Origin of the sequence: Paenibacillus harenae DSM 16969 (assembly GCF_000422465.1) — a bacterium.
Lineage (GTDB): Bacteria > Bacillota > Bacilli > Paenibacillales > Paenibacillaceae > Pristimantibacillus > Pristimantibacillus harenae.
This window is the reverse complement of sequence record NZ_KE383845.1, coordinates 271,459-284,719: the sequence shown is the minus strand read 5'-3', so window position 1 is coordinate 284,719 and position 13,261 is coordinate 271,459. Positions and strand designations below refer to the sequence as shown.

13 protein-coding genes are annotated in these 13,261 nt (G+C 53.5%); 11 read left to right on the top strand and 2 right to left on the bottom strand.

Features of this window, described 5'->3' with window-relative positions; translation table 11 throughout:
* The first annotated feature begins 169 nt into the window (after window positions 1-169).
* The 4 genes from xylA to H581_RS0129210 all read left to right on the top strand — a co-directional run bounded on the left by xylA (window position 170) and on the right by H581_RS0129210 (window position 5,068).
* A complete protein-coding gene (gene xylA / locus H581_RS0129225) occupies window positions 170-1,483 on the top strand; it encodes a xylose isomerase (RefSeq protein ID WP_029192355.1) in 1,314 nt (437 codons plus the stop codon).
* A gap of 21 nt (window positions 1,484-1,504) precedes the next feature.
* On the top strand, window positions 1,505-3,001 hold the full coding sequence (gene xylB / locus H581_RS0129220) for a xylulokinase (RefSeq protein WP_029192354.1): 1,497 nt from the start codon (window positions 1,505-1,507) through the stop codon (window positions 2,999-3,001).
* Window positions 3,002-3,149: 148 nt separating this feature from the next.
* Window positions 3,150-3,560 (top strand): hypothetical protein, encoded by a 411-nt coding sequence (locus H581_RS0129215; RefSeq protein ID WP_029192353.1) that lies wholly within the window; start codon window positions 3,150-3,152, stop codon window positions 3,558-3,560.
* A gap of 395 nt (window positions 3,561-3,955) precedes the next feature.
* Window positions 3,956-5,068: a chymotrypsin family serine protease gene (locus H581_RS0129210; RefSeq protein WP_029192352.1), complete on the top strand. Its 1,113-nt coding sequence runs from the start codon at window positions 3,956-3,958 to the stop codon at window positions 5,066-5,068.
* A 62-nt stretch (window positions 5,069-5,130) separates the two neighbouring features.
* On the opposite strand, the gene H581_RS0129205 is transcribed toward H581_RS0129210, so the two are convergent.
* Complete coding sequence (locus H581_RS0129205) at window positions 5,131-6,390, bottom strand: BaiN/RdsA family NAD(P)/FAD-dependent oxidoreductase (RefSeq protein WP_029192351.1); 1,260 nt, start codon at window positions 6,388-6,390, stop codon at window positions 5,131-5,133.
* Between the two features lie 66 nt (window positions 6,391-6,456).
* Between H581_RS0129205 and H581_RS0129200 the strand changes: the two genes are divergently transcribed.
* Both H581_RS0129200 and H581_RS35730 read left to right on the top strand, forming a co-directional pair.
* Entirely contained in the window at window positions 6,457-7,290 is an 834-nt protein-coding gene (locus H581_RS0129200; protein ID WP_029192350.1) for an alpha/beta hydrolase, read from the top strand.
* Between the two features lie 226 nt (window positions 7,291-7,516).
* Entirely contained in the window at window positions 7,517-9,088 is a 1,572-nt protein-coding gene (locus H581_RS35730; protein ID WP_245600189.1) for an ATP-binding protein, read from the top strand.
* 196 nt (window positions 9,089-9,284) lie between these two features.
* On the opposite strand, the gene rsgA is transcribed toward H581_RS35730, so the two are convergent.
* Window positions 9,285-10,403, bottom strand: coding sequence for a ribosome small subunit-dependent GTPase A (gene rsgA, locus H581_RS0129190; protein WP_245600188.1), 1,119 nt, complete (start codon window positions 10,401-10,403; stop codon window positions 9,285-9,287).
* 392 nt (window positions 10,404-10,795) lie between these two features.
* Between rsgA and H581_RS38535 the strand changes: the two genes are divergently transcribed.
* From H581_RS38535 to H581_RS0129165, 5 genes are all read left to right on the top strand, one after another.
* The gene (locus H581_RS38535; RefSeq protein ID WP_169507556.1) at window positions 10,796-10,936 is read left to right on the top strand and encodes a hypothetical protein; all 141 of its coding nucleotides are present in this window, start codon (window positions 10,796-10,798) and stop codon (window positions 10,934-10,936) included.
* Between the two features lie 15 nt (window positions 10,937-10,951).
* Window positions 10,952-11,353 carry a DUF3905 domain-containing protein gene (locus H581_RS0129180; protein WP_084134840.1) on the top strand — a complete coding sequence of 134 codons (402 nt, stop codon included), beginning with the start codon at window positions 10,952-10,954 and terminating at the stop codon, window positions 11,351-11,353.
* A gap of 79 nt (window positions 11,354-11,432) precedes the next feature.
* Entirely contained in the window at window positions 11,433-11,867 is a 435-nt protein-coding gene (locus H581_RS0129175) for a BrxA/BrxB family bacilliredoxin (RefSeq protein ID WP_029192347.1), read from the top strand.
* Between the two features lie 15 nt (window positions 11,868-11,882).
* The gene (nadE, locus tag H581_RS0129170; RefSeq protein WP_029192346.1) at window positions 11,883-12,692 is read left to right on the top strand and encodes an ammonia-dependent NAD(+) synthetase; all 810 of its coding nucleotides are present in this window, start codon (window positions 11,883-11,885) and stop codon (window positions 12,690-12,692) included.
* Between the two features lie 148 nt (window positions 12,693-12,840).
* Window positions 12,841-13,233: a ribosomal maturation YjgA family protein gene (locus H581_RS0129165; RefSeq protein WP_029192345.1), complete on the top strand. Its 393-nt coding sequence runs from the start codon at window positions 12,841-12,843 to the stop codon at window positions 13,231-13,233.
* Window positions 13,234-13,261 lie beyond the last annotated feature (28 nt).

Here is a 13,261-nt window from a genome sequence, read left to right as displayed (position 1 = left end):
ACCGCATACTGAATACGGCGAATAAGCGAAAAATGGGTTACTGCTAGTTTAACACAAAAATCTTAGTTTGTTTAATAGACAAACTAAGTATGACCGTGTTATTCTGTGAATAGCGTTACCGATAGGTTTTCGAAAATACCGAATTCTGTGAAGGAGGATTATTTTTTTTATGAGCTATTTCAAAAATGTAAACACGATCCAATTCGAAGGCAAGGGCTCGGACAATCCGTTCGCATTCAAGCACTACGATCCAAAGCAAGTTGTACTGGGCAAAACGATGGAAGAGCATCTTCGCTTCGCGGTTGCTTATTGGCATACATTCAACGCAAATGGTACGGATCCGTTCGGCGCTGCGACTATGGTTCGCGGCTGGGATCAATATAGCGGCCTTGACCGTGCGAAAGCGCGCGTGGAAGCCAACTTTGAATTCATGAATAAATTGAATATTCCATTCTACGCATTCCACGATGTCGATATCGCTCCGGAAGGCGAAACGCTGCAAGAAACGAACAAGAACCTGGACGTTATTGTCGCTTTGCTGAAGGACAACATGAAGCAATCCGGCAAGAAGCTGCTTTGGAACACGGTTAACATGTTCTCGAACCCGCGTTTTGTTCACGGCGCAGGCACGACTTGCAACGCTGACGTATATGCCTATGCCGGTGCGCAGCTGAAGAAAGGGCTTGAAGTCGGTAAAGAGCTTGGCGCGGAAAACTATGTATTCTGGGGTGGCCGCGAAGGCTACGAGACGCTTCTTAACACGGATATGGGCTTCGAGCTGGATAACCTGGCACGCTTGTACCATATGGCGATCGCTTATGCGAAGGAAATCGGCTTTGACGCACAATTCCTGATCGAGCCTAAGCCAAAAGAGCCAACGAAGCATCAATACGACTTCGACGCGGCTACTACGATCGCATTTCTTCAAAAATACGGCTTGAAGGATCACTTCAAGCTTAACCTTGAAGCCAACCATGCAACGCTGGCAGGCCACACATTCGAGCATGAAATTCGCACGGCTGCTATCAACGGCATGCTCGGTTCCCTTGACGCGAATCAAGGCGACCTGCTTCTCGGCTGGGATACGGATGAATTCCCGACCGACCTGTACTCGACGACATTGACGATGTTCGAAGTGCTGAAAGCCGGCGGTATCGGCCGCGGCGGCGTTAACTTCGACGCGAAAGTGCGCCGCGGCTCGTTCGAAGCGGAAGACCTGTTCCTTGCGCATATCGCAGGCATGGACAGCTTCGCTTGGGGCTTGAAAGCGGCAGCTAAGCTGATCGACGAGAAAATTCTGGATAACATCGTAGAAAACCGTTACCGCAGCTTCAAAGAAGGCATTGGCGCGGAAATCGTTTCCGGCAAAGCCACATTGGCGTCGCTGGAGCAATACGCGCTTCAAAACAACCCGATCATCAATGAGTCCGGCCGTCAAGAACGTATCCGCCTCATGCTTAGCGAAGTTATTTTCAGCGTTTAAGTCGGGAGGATAAAGCGACAAATGAGCTATGTTATCGGTATAGATCTGGGAACGAGCGCGGTTAAAGCGCTGCTCGTAGACCGCAGCGGCACGGTAGCGGCGGAAGCATCCCGCAGCTACCCGCTGTTCCACGAGCATTCCGGCTGGAGCGAGCAGAAGCCGGACGACTGGGTTGATGCGACGATCGAAGCGCTGCGCGAGCTCGCTTCTTCTGCCGGAATAGCAGCTGACGCAATCGAGGGCATCAGCTTCTCCGGTCAGATGCACGGCCTTGTGCTTCTGGACGGCGAAGGCAATCCGGTCCGCAACGCCATTCTATGGAATGATACGCGTACGACTGAGCAATGCCGTGAAATCGAGCGTACGCTGGGCGATAAGCTGCTCAGCGTGACTCGTAATCCGGCTTTGGAGGGCTTCACGCTTCCGAAGATTCTCTGGGTACGCCAATACGAGCCGGAAGCGTTCGCGAAGGCGAAGCTGTTCCTCCTGCCGAAGGATTACCTGCGTTACCGCCTGACCGGCGAGCTGCATATGGATTACTCCGACGCGGCGGGAACGCTCATGCTTGACGTTGCCGGCAAAGCGTGGAGCAGCGAAGTGCTTGAAGCGTTCGGATTGCCTGAAGGCTTCTGTCCTCCGCTGGTTGAATCGCACGGTTTGGTAGGCGCCATTTTACCATCGATTGCGGAAAATACGGGCTTGTCGACTGCGGTTAAGGTTTTCGCAGGCGGTGCGGACAATGCGTGCGGAGCGATCGGCTCGGGCATCCTGTCCGAGGGCTTGACGCTTTGCAGCATCGGCACATCCGGCGTCATTTTATCTTACGAGAATGACAAGACGAAGGATTTTGCTGGCAAGGTGCATTTCTTCAATCACGGCAAGGAGAATGCCTTCTATGTGATGGGCGTTACGCTTGCGGCCGGCTACAGCTTAAGCTGGTTCAAGAAAACATTCGCTCCGAATGAGTCCTTCGATCAGTTGTTGGAGGGTGTAGGCGCGGTGAAGCCCGGCGCTAACGGCTTGCTGTTCACGCCATATCTCGTCGGAGAACGAACGCCTCACGCCGATTCCGTCATTCGCGCCAGCTTTATCGGCGTGGACGGCTCGCACGAACGGATTCATTTTGCCCGCGCGGTTATGGAAGGCATTACCTACTCGCTTAACGAGTCGGTCGATATGTTCCGCCGTGCCGGCAAAAAGGTCGATACGATCATCTCGATCGGCGGCGGCGCGCAAAATCCGGTGTGGCTGCAAATGCAAGCCGATATCTTTAACGCAACGGTCGTTGCGCTCGAGAACGAGCAAGGTCCAGGCCTTGGCGCAGCTATGCTTGCTGCTTACGGCGCCGGATGGTTCGACAGCCTTGAGTCCTGCGCAGATAAATTCGTGAAGCATGCGGATTCGTATAAGCCGCAGCCTGAAGCGGTCGCCGCATATGAAGGCATTTTCAAGGTTTATCAGCAGGTATATGAACAAACGCGCGGTTTGAACGAGGCGATTGCTCTTTATCGCGGTTAGAAAATTTCAGAGGCCGTTTCAATTGCATAAAATCATTTCCAGCTCTCCGGCTGCTTCAGCCGGGAGAGCTGGTTTTTTTTTATTTGCTGACATGTTTCCCGGCAAATTCGGCATGCTATAGCAAAAGGATATGAAAGGAAGAAAACCAATGACAATAAATTCAGCGTTGCTGTTTGATTTTAACGATACCCAGAGCGCGGAGCTCGCCTGCGAAACGCTGCAGGAGCTCGGTTACGAGACGGTGCTGCATGACGGAAGCCGCATGCATATTCATTTGGACGGTGTCGACCTTACCTCGGCGCTCGAAATTGCGCAGGCTCACGGCGGCCAGCTGGTGGAGCAATCGCAGATCGAATCGAACGCATTAAGCAACAGCGCCTACGCGTTGGATACGATACCGATTCCGGCTCATTTTGTAAACGAGGAATGGGCGTCGGAGCTGGGAGAAGCAGAAGAGGCGGAGGATTTGCGCAACCGCGATGACGACGCCGATTATGGCGATGAGTTTCTTCCCGACTCCGGAACCTATGATCATTTCTCCGGAGATGTTCATGCCTAACAAATAAAGCTTTGATATTCCCATTCAAAGGAGAATAGAGTGCTGGAATTGACTCGTTTCTATTAGGGCGGCTTATAGTGAGGAAGGCTTGTTCGCAGGCGCCCGCTGCTTCCTCCTAATCAGGCGGGTCTTTTTTTGAAATATAAGAAATTATAAGTGTGGCACATATTAGCGGGCTTATATTTCTCCGCGAAACGGTTGCGTCCTCAGATAAGGACGACTACAGGCGTTTCTGCTTGCGTTGCCAATGAAAATTGTACGGTCACCTATCGACGTTTACTAGGTCAATATAATCGTCATATCCGCCGCCGCTCTCATATGTTGAACAGTTCCGCAAAATCCGGATATACCGTTTTTTGTGGAAATGACATGATGAGAAGAAAGAGGGAGAGGCCATGGCGACATTTCGGGAGGCATTGAGGCACAAAACAAAAATTGCTCCGGCTTTAATGAAGCGTTCCGGCATATCGGGTGTCGGGATTGGATACGCCAATCCCAATCAACCGTCGCGCGGAGCTGCTGTTACCGTATATATGGACCACGCGATACCAACGTCCGCGATAAACAGCTCGGTCAAAGCGATAAGCGGAGGAAGCTTTCCGATCCGTCTCATCCGGACCAAGCCGTTTCGCCGACATGAGGCTGCCGCGCCTTTGATTGTGAAACAGAAGCGGGGGCGGGTATTTCAGCCGGCATTGTTCCAAAGCAGGATTCGTCCGGTTCCCGCCGGAACGAGCATCGGAACGTTCGGTCCCGCGATGACTGGAACCGCAGGACTGATCGTAACGAAGAACGGAGCCCTGTACGTACTTAGCAATAACCATGTGTTGATCAAAGCGAATAGTCCGGTATTTTCCGAGACCGTTCAACCGGGCCCGGCGGACGGCGGACAAACGAGCGTAGACCGGATCGGGCAGGCGTTCGAGTATATCCCGCTTAATCCGAGCGGAATCAATTTCATGGACGCGGCATTAGCCGCTCCGCTTACGCCAAGCTTCTTGAATCCGCGTTATTTGGTGAGTGCAACCGGTCAGCTTATCACGGTTCCGGGTCATTTGAACAGCTACGGCGTGGGCGAGCAGTTTGTTAAATCCGGCAGAACGACCGGCTTTGTAGCGGGAACGGTCGAATCGATTAACGTCGACGTCCAGGTCGGTCCGTATCCGGAGCTGAACGATGCCGTCCTGTTGTTCCGCAATCAAACGGTCATTACAGGACAGTCCGCCATTTCGCTGCCGGGAGATTCGGGAGGCGTGTGGCTCAGGCGGTCCGACAATTATGCGGCCGCGCTGAACTTCGCCGGGAGCGGCAATCGCTCCATCAGTACGCCCATCGCCACGGTCATGCAAGCATTCGGCGTGTTGGTTGCTCTGCCGGCGGCGGGAAGCGCATTTAAGGCTGGCGTGACCAAAGGAACCGCACGCAGCAATAACTACCGCTTTACAAGGCCGCTTTCGAATATTCAGAAGCAGCGCATTCGCGTGATTCGCCTAAGGCGGAGACGCTGATCAGGACCCATGCGGAAAGAGGCTGAACCAGGTTCTCGCGACTCCGGTATCAGCCTTTTTCATTAGGGGAGCAGAACGGCATTTTCCCCCGCCGTATAGCCTGTAGAGAAGGCTGCGGTAATGTTATAGCCTCCCGTATAGCCGTGTATATCCAAAATCTCGCCGCAGAAGAACAGCCCCTTCATCAGCTTCGACTCCATCGTCTTCGGATCGATCTCCTTCAAATTAACGCCTCCCCCGGTGACGAAAGCATCCTCGATGGACAAAGTGCCGTACACCCGGATCGGAAAATGCTTAATCAGCCGGGATAAGGTTAGCCAATCCTGCTTCGGAATATGGTCATAAGTCAGACTGTCCGTCAGCTTTGATTTTTGAAGCAGGATCGGAATCATCTTTTCGGGCAAATAGCTTTTCAGCACGTTTTTAATCGTTTTTTTGGCCTCCTGCTCGGCAAGGCTTAACGATTCCTTATAGACCTCGTCCTTGCTCTTATCCGGCATCAAGTCGACGGCGACCTCTATATTTCCGGTGCCGAATTGCTTGAGCGCTTTGACGACAAATTGGCTGCAGCGCAAAGCGATCGGTCCCGATAGGCCGAAATGCGTAAATATCATATCGCCCCTATGTTCGATGATTTTCTTCCCTTTGGGATTCCACACGGACAGGCAGACGTCCCGGAGCGATAGCCCTTGAAGCTCTTTGCTCGTAATAAAAGGCTCGTTCGAGGTTAGCGGCACTTCGGTCGGGAACAGCTCCGTGATCGTGTGTCCGGCCTTCTCCGCCCAGGCGTAGCCGTCGCCGGTCGAGCCGGTTTGCGGTACGGATTTGCCCCCGGAGGCTACGATGACGCTTCTGCTCCGCAGAACGTCGCCTGATTTCAGTCGAACGCCGGAGACGCTGCCATCCTTATACATAATTTGATCAACGGGAGCGTTCAGCCTGATCTGCACGCCTTGCTTGCGCACCTGATTCACGAGCGTATCCACGACCGTCTTCGCTTTGTCAGAGACAGGGAACATCCGGCCGTTATCCTCTTCCTTTAAGGCAATGCCCAAATTCTCAAAGAAGGATATAATGTCTTTATTATTGAAGTTAGAGAAGGAGCTGTGCAGGAAGCGGCCGTTACCGGGAATATGCTTAATCAGATCATCCAGCTCTTTGTTGTTGGTCACGTTACATCTTCCGCCCCCGGATATTCCGAGCTTGCGCCCAAGCTTGTCTCCCTTGTCGAGCAAAAGAACGCTTGCGCCATGCTTGCTGGCGGCTATTCCGGCCATTAGCCCGGCGGAGCCTCCGCCGATTATTATTGCATCATATTGCATTATTATCCACCTGTTATATGATTAGTTTTATCATCCATCATACCACAAATGAAAGGCGGCGTTCTGATGCGGCGTGAGGAATGGAAAATCATAGGGGCTAAAGCGACGGAGTTATTTGTAAGGGAATGGCAGCCTGACGTACAGCGGGCGCGGGCAGTCGTCTGCATCGTCCACGGAATAGGCGAGCACGGCGACCGCTACGGGCATGTCGCTTCCTCTATGACGGAAGCGGGATTCGCAGTCATTGCGCTGGATCTGCACGGGCATGGTCGATCTTCCGGCAAAAGAGGGCATATCCACTCGCTTGGCGCGGCAGCAAGCGACGCTGCTCTCATTATTGAAGCGGCGGAAGACCGGCATCCCGGCGTTCCCGTATTTTTGTACGGCCACAGCATGGGAGGGAATGTGGCGCTGAGCTGCGCGCTGCGCTATAAGCCGCAAATCCGGGGACTGATACTTACGAGCCCGTGGCTGCGTCTTGCTTTTAAGCCGAACCCTGCCGTGGAATGGATCGGCCGGAAGTTGGCTCGCGTCATGCCTGCCCTTCAGCAATCGACCGGATTAAATCCTGCCGATTTATACCGGCCCGGTTATCCGGCGGCCGCGCCTATCGCGGATCCGCTGTGCCATACGAAAATTACGCTCCGCACCTATACCGAGATTGCCGCAGGAGGAGAATGGGCGCTGTCCCACTCCGATCTCCTTCATGTGCCGCTGCTGCTTATGCACGGTACATCCGACCGAATTACTTCGTTTGAGGCAAGCAGGCAATTAGCGGAGAGCCTCGGCGGCCAATGCCGCTTTGCAGTATCCGAGGGAGGCTACCATGAGCTCCACAATGATTCGGACGGCGAAAAAACGATAGCGGGCATCATAAATTGGATAGAACTTCAATTGTAAAATAAGGGCATTTATGTTTTAATCGGAGTAACAATCCATAGATTCGGCATCGGTGTACTAGTACAATATAACAATAGATGTGGCATGCATTCGGAACGCGAGTAGGGGGAACCGATCGTCCGTGTTAAAGGAACTGCTGTTACAATTTATTTTGTCCTTATTGCCTGTTTTTGCCTTCCAGTTAAGGCAGGATAAAGAACAGGGCCTTATGAGGATGCCTGTTTTTATGGGCATTTTTTGCGGTACGTCGATGGTGCTTTGTATAATGTCGGCTTCAAACGCGTTTGGCTACGACCTGGACTTCCATGCGGTTCCTTATATGATCGGCGCATTATATGGGGGAGTGCCCGTTCTGGTTGTCATGTCGTTCGTTTACTTTGCGATCCGGATTCCGATGCTTGACGGCATGTGGGAAACGGTGAGTTTTATCCTGTATATGATCGTCTTCATTCCGTTAATAGGGCTCTCGATTCGCCCTTTTGCACGCGCTTCCGCGCTCAACAAAGAACGCCGTGGCCTGCAGCTCATGTCGTTTATGGTGATTTTTATCTTCGTCATGATAACCGGGTACATTCACAGCCGGAACGCTGAATGGACATTCTACCTGGTGATAGGGCTGGTATTGGCTGTTTCCGCGATTTTGACGGCAACCTGGCTGTCGATTTTTATGATCGAGAGCGTGAAGGAGAAGACGCAGCTCCATGAGAAAGTGCTGCGCATATCGGCCAGTTATCGGGATGAGGTCGAGAAGCTGCAGCAGTTTATTGACGAGACGACCTTCGCCGTTATTATTACGGACGGGGAAGGCAAGGTTACGCATATGAACGACATGGTGACGAAGCTTCTATCGATCAAGCCGGAATATATGTCAGCCGTCAAGGCGCAGGGCGTGCCATTTCGAATGCTGTTCCAACCCGGGCCAAGCAATCTGTTCGTCGACACCCTCAACCAGGCGCTTAAAGGCGAGAAATCCTCATTGGTTCCATTCGAGAATGGCGGTCGGACGCTTTTGTTGACGACCTTCTCGCTTAGAAGCTTGATGAAAAGCCAAATTGCGGGCGCGGCGCTTATCGCGCACGACGTAACGGAAATCAGCCAGCTCCGGGACGAGCTTGGCCGCATGGAGCGTCTCAGCCTCGTGGGTCAGATGGCGGCAAGCATCACGCATGAAATCCGTAATCCGATGGCGGTCATACGCGGCTTTGTTCAGCTTATACAGGAGCGCAGCCCCAAGAGCCAGCAGCAATATTTTCGAATTATCATCGATGAACTGGATCGTGCGAATATGATTATCAGCGACTTTCTGTCGTTAGCCCAGAACAGGGCGCTGAAGATGCAGCTTGCTTCGCTGCACGATATTATAAATGAGCTAATTCCACTGCTCAACGCCGACGCAAACCTGCGCGGACAGTCGATCGAGGTGGATTTCTGCCATGATTTGCCCCTCATCTTGCTCAACGACCGGGAAATCAAGCAGCTGGTGCTGAATCTGGCCCGGAACGGGATGGAAGCGATGGGAGACAGGGGCGTCACGCGCATCAGCACCAGATGCCGGGGCGGAAAAATCGAGCTGAGAATTGCCGATGAAGGCGTTGGCATTCCGGCGGAGCAGATGAAGCAGCTGTTCGAGCCTTTTTTTACAACGAAAGCGCGCGGGACGGGACTCGGTCTCCCACTGTGCTTAAGCATTGCCGAGCGCCATAACGGGCGGATCGAAGTGGAATCAACGGAAGGGGAAGGCACGACGTTCATCGTATCCTTCGGCCTGCCGCAGGTTGAGACCGGCAAAGCCGTCTGATGCTATAACAGCTCTTGAATTCACTCCTATCGCCGTACGGCGGCGAATCAAGTGCATATGTGCACTTGAATTCACTCATATCGCCGTACGACGGCGAATCAAGTGCATATGTGCACTTGAATTCACTCCTATCGCCATATGGCGGCGAATCAAGTGCATATGTGCACTTGAATTCACCAATGCATCCCTCCCTTGCTTATTCCAGATCGATAAGACTGTGGCGATTGCGCTCGTGCGAGCCCCGTTTGGACTTCGCTCCCGAGTGCTTCCCGGCTTTTTTCTCGGCTTTCCGGCTGTTGGCCTGCTCCTTGCGGGCGAGATGAGCAAGCTCCTTCTCGGTTTTCTTATAATTCGCGTAACGGCGAGAATCGAGCGTTCCGCTATCGAGCGCCTCCTTGACGGCGCAGCCGGCTTCCGACTCATGCGAGCAATTATGGAAGCGGCACTGCGAGGCCAGCTCGGCAATATCGGCAAATGTCGTCTCCCAGCCGTCTGCGGCATCCCATAATTGAAGCTCGCGCATGCCCGGCGTATCGATCATGACAGCGCCGGTCGGCAGTACGAACAGCTCGCGATGCGTCGTCGTGTGCCTGCCCCTTGCGTCGCTTTCCCGTATCCCTTGCACCTGCTGCAGCGAATCATCGGCCAGCCAGTTCAGAAGCGTCGACTTGCCGACGCCGGACGAGCCTGCCACTGCGATCGTATGACCGGGCAGCAGGTAAGGCGCGAGCTCTTCCTTTCCTTTGTTCATGTGGGCGCTGACCGCATGAACCGGCACGCCCGGCGCGCTGTCTTGGACAGACGCGATTTTCCTGTCCGGATCATCGCATAGATCGGCTTTCGTCAACAGAATGACCGGCCGTGCCCCGCTTTCCCACACCGCGATGAGATAACGTTCGATTTTACGGAGATTAAAGTCCTGATTAAGCGCGTTTGTAATAAAAATCGTATCGATGTTGGCCGCGATCACTTGCTCGTCGACGACATTTCCCGCCTCCTTGCGCGTCATGGCGGAGAAACGCGGCAGCAGGGCGTGTATCACGGCCCTCTGCTCACCTTCGAGAGGCTGCGCGATCACCCAATCCCCAACCGCGGGGAAATCGCTTCGTCCTCCTGCTTCGAACTCGTACTTGCCGCTTACTGCGGCGATCTTCTCGCCGTCCTCGGTGACCACCCGGTACTGCTTCGAATACTGCGCAACGATACGGGCAGGCTCAAAGCCTTTATTGCCAAAATGCGCGCTTTCGCCCCAAGCGGATTGCCAAGAGTCGTTCCAGCCAAAAACCGTCAAATGCGGGTAGTTATTTTTTTCCAATGAATGAAAACCCCTTCGTATTGATTAATTTGAAATGCAAAAAAACCGCAGGCGGTCGGCATGCGGCTAAAAAGACACAAAAAAATCCGCATGCAACCTATGCGGTCACTGCGGATTACAGCCCAATAAATAACGCTCCTGCAGGGCGTTACGTCTGAATATTGGCGGCTGAATGATCCGGAGAGACCGATGAACACGTAACAAGAACCATAAGATTGTACCGCATACTTCATCAGCCTCCTTGTTGTAAAATATATCCGTATTATATGCATTTCCCCCGCATGTGTCAAATGCTTCTAATAAGGATGCCGCCCTCGGCGCATACTACCGGTGGGACGAACAACTGCCGGCTTCACCCGCCGGCTGCGAAATACGAGAAGGAGGCGATAGCAATGGCACAAGAAAATGAAGAAAAAGGACGCTCCGCCGAACAGGCGAAGCAGGCGGCGCAAAATGCGGCCGGGGGCGGTAAAGCGCCTGAGGCCGAAGGCTTTGACAAAAAGCTGGATGGTCCAAACCGTCCGTCTACATAGAACGGAGGGAGTGCTGTGACTGACCGCAAGCCTGAGAGTAAGGACGGCCCGATTAACGGCGATCCGGCGCTCGATCCGTATGAGATCGAGTTTTTGCCGCAGTTTCGGGAAGGGCGGGGCAGCCGTGCCCCTTTTGTTAACCGGCACGGCGTTGTGATCGGAGATCACCTCTACGAGTCACCGGATTCGCCGCTGTCGCAGTGGAGCACGGAGACGGATCCGGCGGTTATGGCGGGCGACGAGTGGGTGCATCCTTTTAAGGACGTAGGATTTCAGACGGCCGAAAACCGCGGCATATTCGAGAAGGGGCTTCCGCCGCAAGGCGGGATATTTATGCATCCCGACAAAAATACGGCTTACGGAGCCGGCGATCCGGACGACATATCGGACTCGGCGAAAAAAGGGCAACCGGAGTAAATGCGCTCCGGTTGCTTTATTTTGATTTCGGACGGTATAATAGTAGCTAAAATAAAGTAATTAAAGGAGTGTGTTTCTTGTGTCTATGTCATTCGAAAGATACATGTTAGATATGGTTCAACCGATGCGCGACGATCTTACCCGCATCGGTATTCAGGAGCTTCGCACGGCGGAAGAGGTGGAGGTAAGACTGCCTAACGCAAGCGGAACGGCGCTCGTCGTCGTGAACTCGGTATGCGGCTGCGCGGCCGGCCAATGCCGTCCGGGCGTAGCGGAAGCGCTGAAGCACGATATTACGCCGGATCATTTGTACACGGTGTTTGCGGGACAGGACAAAGAAGCGACAGCGAAAGCGCGCGAATATTTTGCGCCGTACCCGCCTTCTTCTCCTTCGATCGCATTGATGAAGGACGGAGAACTGGTACACTTTATCGAGCGGCACCAAATCGAGAACCGTTCCGCAGCGGACATCGCAGCTGATCTGACAGACGCATTCGATCGGTTCTGCCGTTAAGCGGGGCGGTGTCTCATGAGCCTACAATCCGAAATTATTGAGCGTCTTGGCGTGAAGCCGTCCATCGATCCGGAGGCGGAGATTCGCAGGAGGGTCGATTTCTTAAAGGAATACGTGAAGAAGTCGGGCACGACAGGGCTGCTGATCGCGATCAGCGGCGGCATTGACAGCGCGGTAGCGACCGGTCTTTGCAAGCGCGCCACGGATGAGCTGAGCGAGGAGACGGGCCGGGAGTACATGACGCTCGGCGTGTTCCAGCCGTATGGCGATCAAGCGGATATCGCGGACAGCTACGCGGTTGCCGAGGCGTTCCGGCTGAAGCACAAGGTCGAGACGAATATCGAGGAAGCGGTAGACGAGATTACGCTCGAGGTCGAGCACGGCTTCAAAGCCCTTGGCATTCCGCGCCATCTGAGCCGCGGCGGCAAGGGCAATATCAAGGCGAGAACGCGTATGGTTACGCAATACGCGCTGGCATTTGATTTGAACCTGCTTGTAGTCGGCACGGACCATGCGTCCGAAGCGATTACCGGTTTCTTTACGAAATGGGGCGACGGCGCGGTAGATATTACTCCGCTCAGCACGCTGAACAAACGTCAGGTGAGGCAGCTGGCTTCGCATCTCGGCGTGCCTCAAAGCGTTCTCGACAAAGCGCCGTCCGCCGGTCTTTGGGACGGGCAAACCGACGAGGGCGAGCTTGGCATCACGTACGGCGATAACAGCGATTACCTCGAGGGCAAAGAAATTAGCGCGGAAGCGCGCGAGAAGCTGGAAAAGCAATATTTGAAAACCGAGCATAAGCGCACCTCGATTCCGGGGATCTGATCCGCTTACCGGATATGAAAGAGGAGACTGTCCTTACAGCCAATTAACCGGCTGCGGGCAGTCTCTTTTTTAAATTCCAAGAGGATGTAAGTTTCACACTTATATTTGCGCTTAGAAGTTTCACTCTTGAAAGAGGGAGGAGAAGCAGTTGAAGGCCAGAATTCCTTATATTATCGCAGCGATAACCGTCATGGCGCTGGGCTACAGCTCACGGGTATTCGGGGAATCGCTGCCGGCATTCGCCGCGGACCATCTTGGAGATACGCTATGGGCGAGCATGATATATTTTGGTTTTCGCGCCGTATTCGTACGCGCGGGCTTGCTCACGGCTGCTATGATCAGCCTGTTATTTTGCTTCGGCATCGAGTTCAGCCAGCTTTATCAGACCGAATGGATAAACGGCATACGAAGCACGCTTCCCGGTTCTTTAATTTTAGGAAAAGGATTTCTGGCCGTCGATTTGGCAAGGTACGGCGCGGGAATCGTTTTATCCGTACTCGCCGATTATTTTTATACCAAACGCAAAGGTTTCCAGCTCTAGTCCTATTCGCTATGATAGAAGGAAATAG

Bases quoted from the DNA above. Each gene is read 5' to 3' on its own strand.
- H581_RS0129200 (WP_029192350.1), top strand. From the start codon at position 6,457: ATGCGGCGTGAGGAATGGAAAATCATAGGGGCTAAAGCGACGGAGTTA.
- H581_RS0129215 (WP_029192353.1), top strand. From the start codon at position 3,150: ATGACAATAAATTCAGCGTTGCTGTTTGATTTTAACGATACCCAGAGC.
- nadE (WP_029192346.1), top strand. From the start codon at position 11,883: ATGAGCCTACAATCCGAAATTATTGAGCGTCTTGGCGTGAAGCCGTCC.
- H581_RS0129205 (WP_029192351.1), bottom strand. From the start codon at position 6,390: ATGCAATATGATGCAATAATAATCGGCGGAGGCTCCGCCGGGCTAATG.
- xylA (WP_029192355.1), top strand. From the start codon at position 170: ATGAGCTATTTCAAAAATGTAAACACGATCCAATTCGAAGGCAAGGGC.
- xylB (WP_029192354.1), top strand. From the start codon at position 1,505: ATGAGCTATGTTATCGGTATAGATCTGGGAACGAGCGCGGTTAAAGCG.
- H581_RS0129210 (WP_029192352.1), top strand. From the start codon at position 3,956: ATGGCGACATTTCGGGAGGCATTGAGGCACAAAACAAAAATTGCTCCG.
- H581_RS38535 (WP_169507556.1), top strand. From the start codon at position 10,796: ATGGCACAAGAAAATGAAGAAAAAGGACGCTCCGCCGAACAGGCGAAG.
- H581_RS35730 (WP_245600189.1), top strand. From the start codon at position 7,517: ATGGGCATTTTTTGCGGTACGTCGATGGTGCTTTGTATAATGTCGGCT.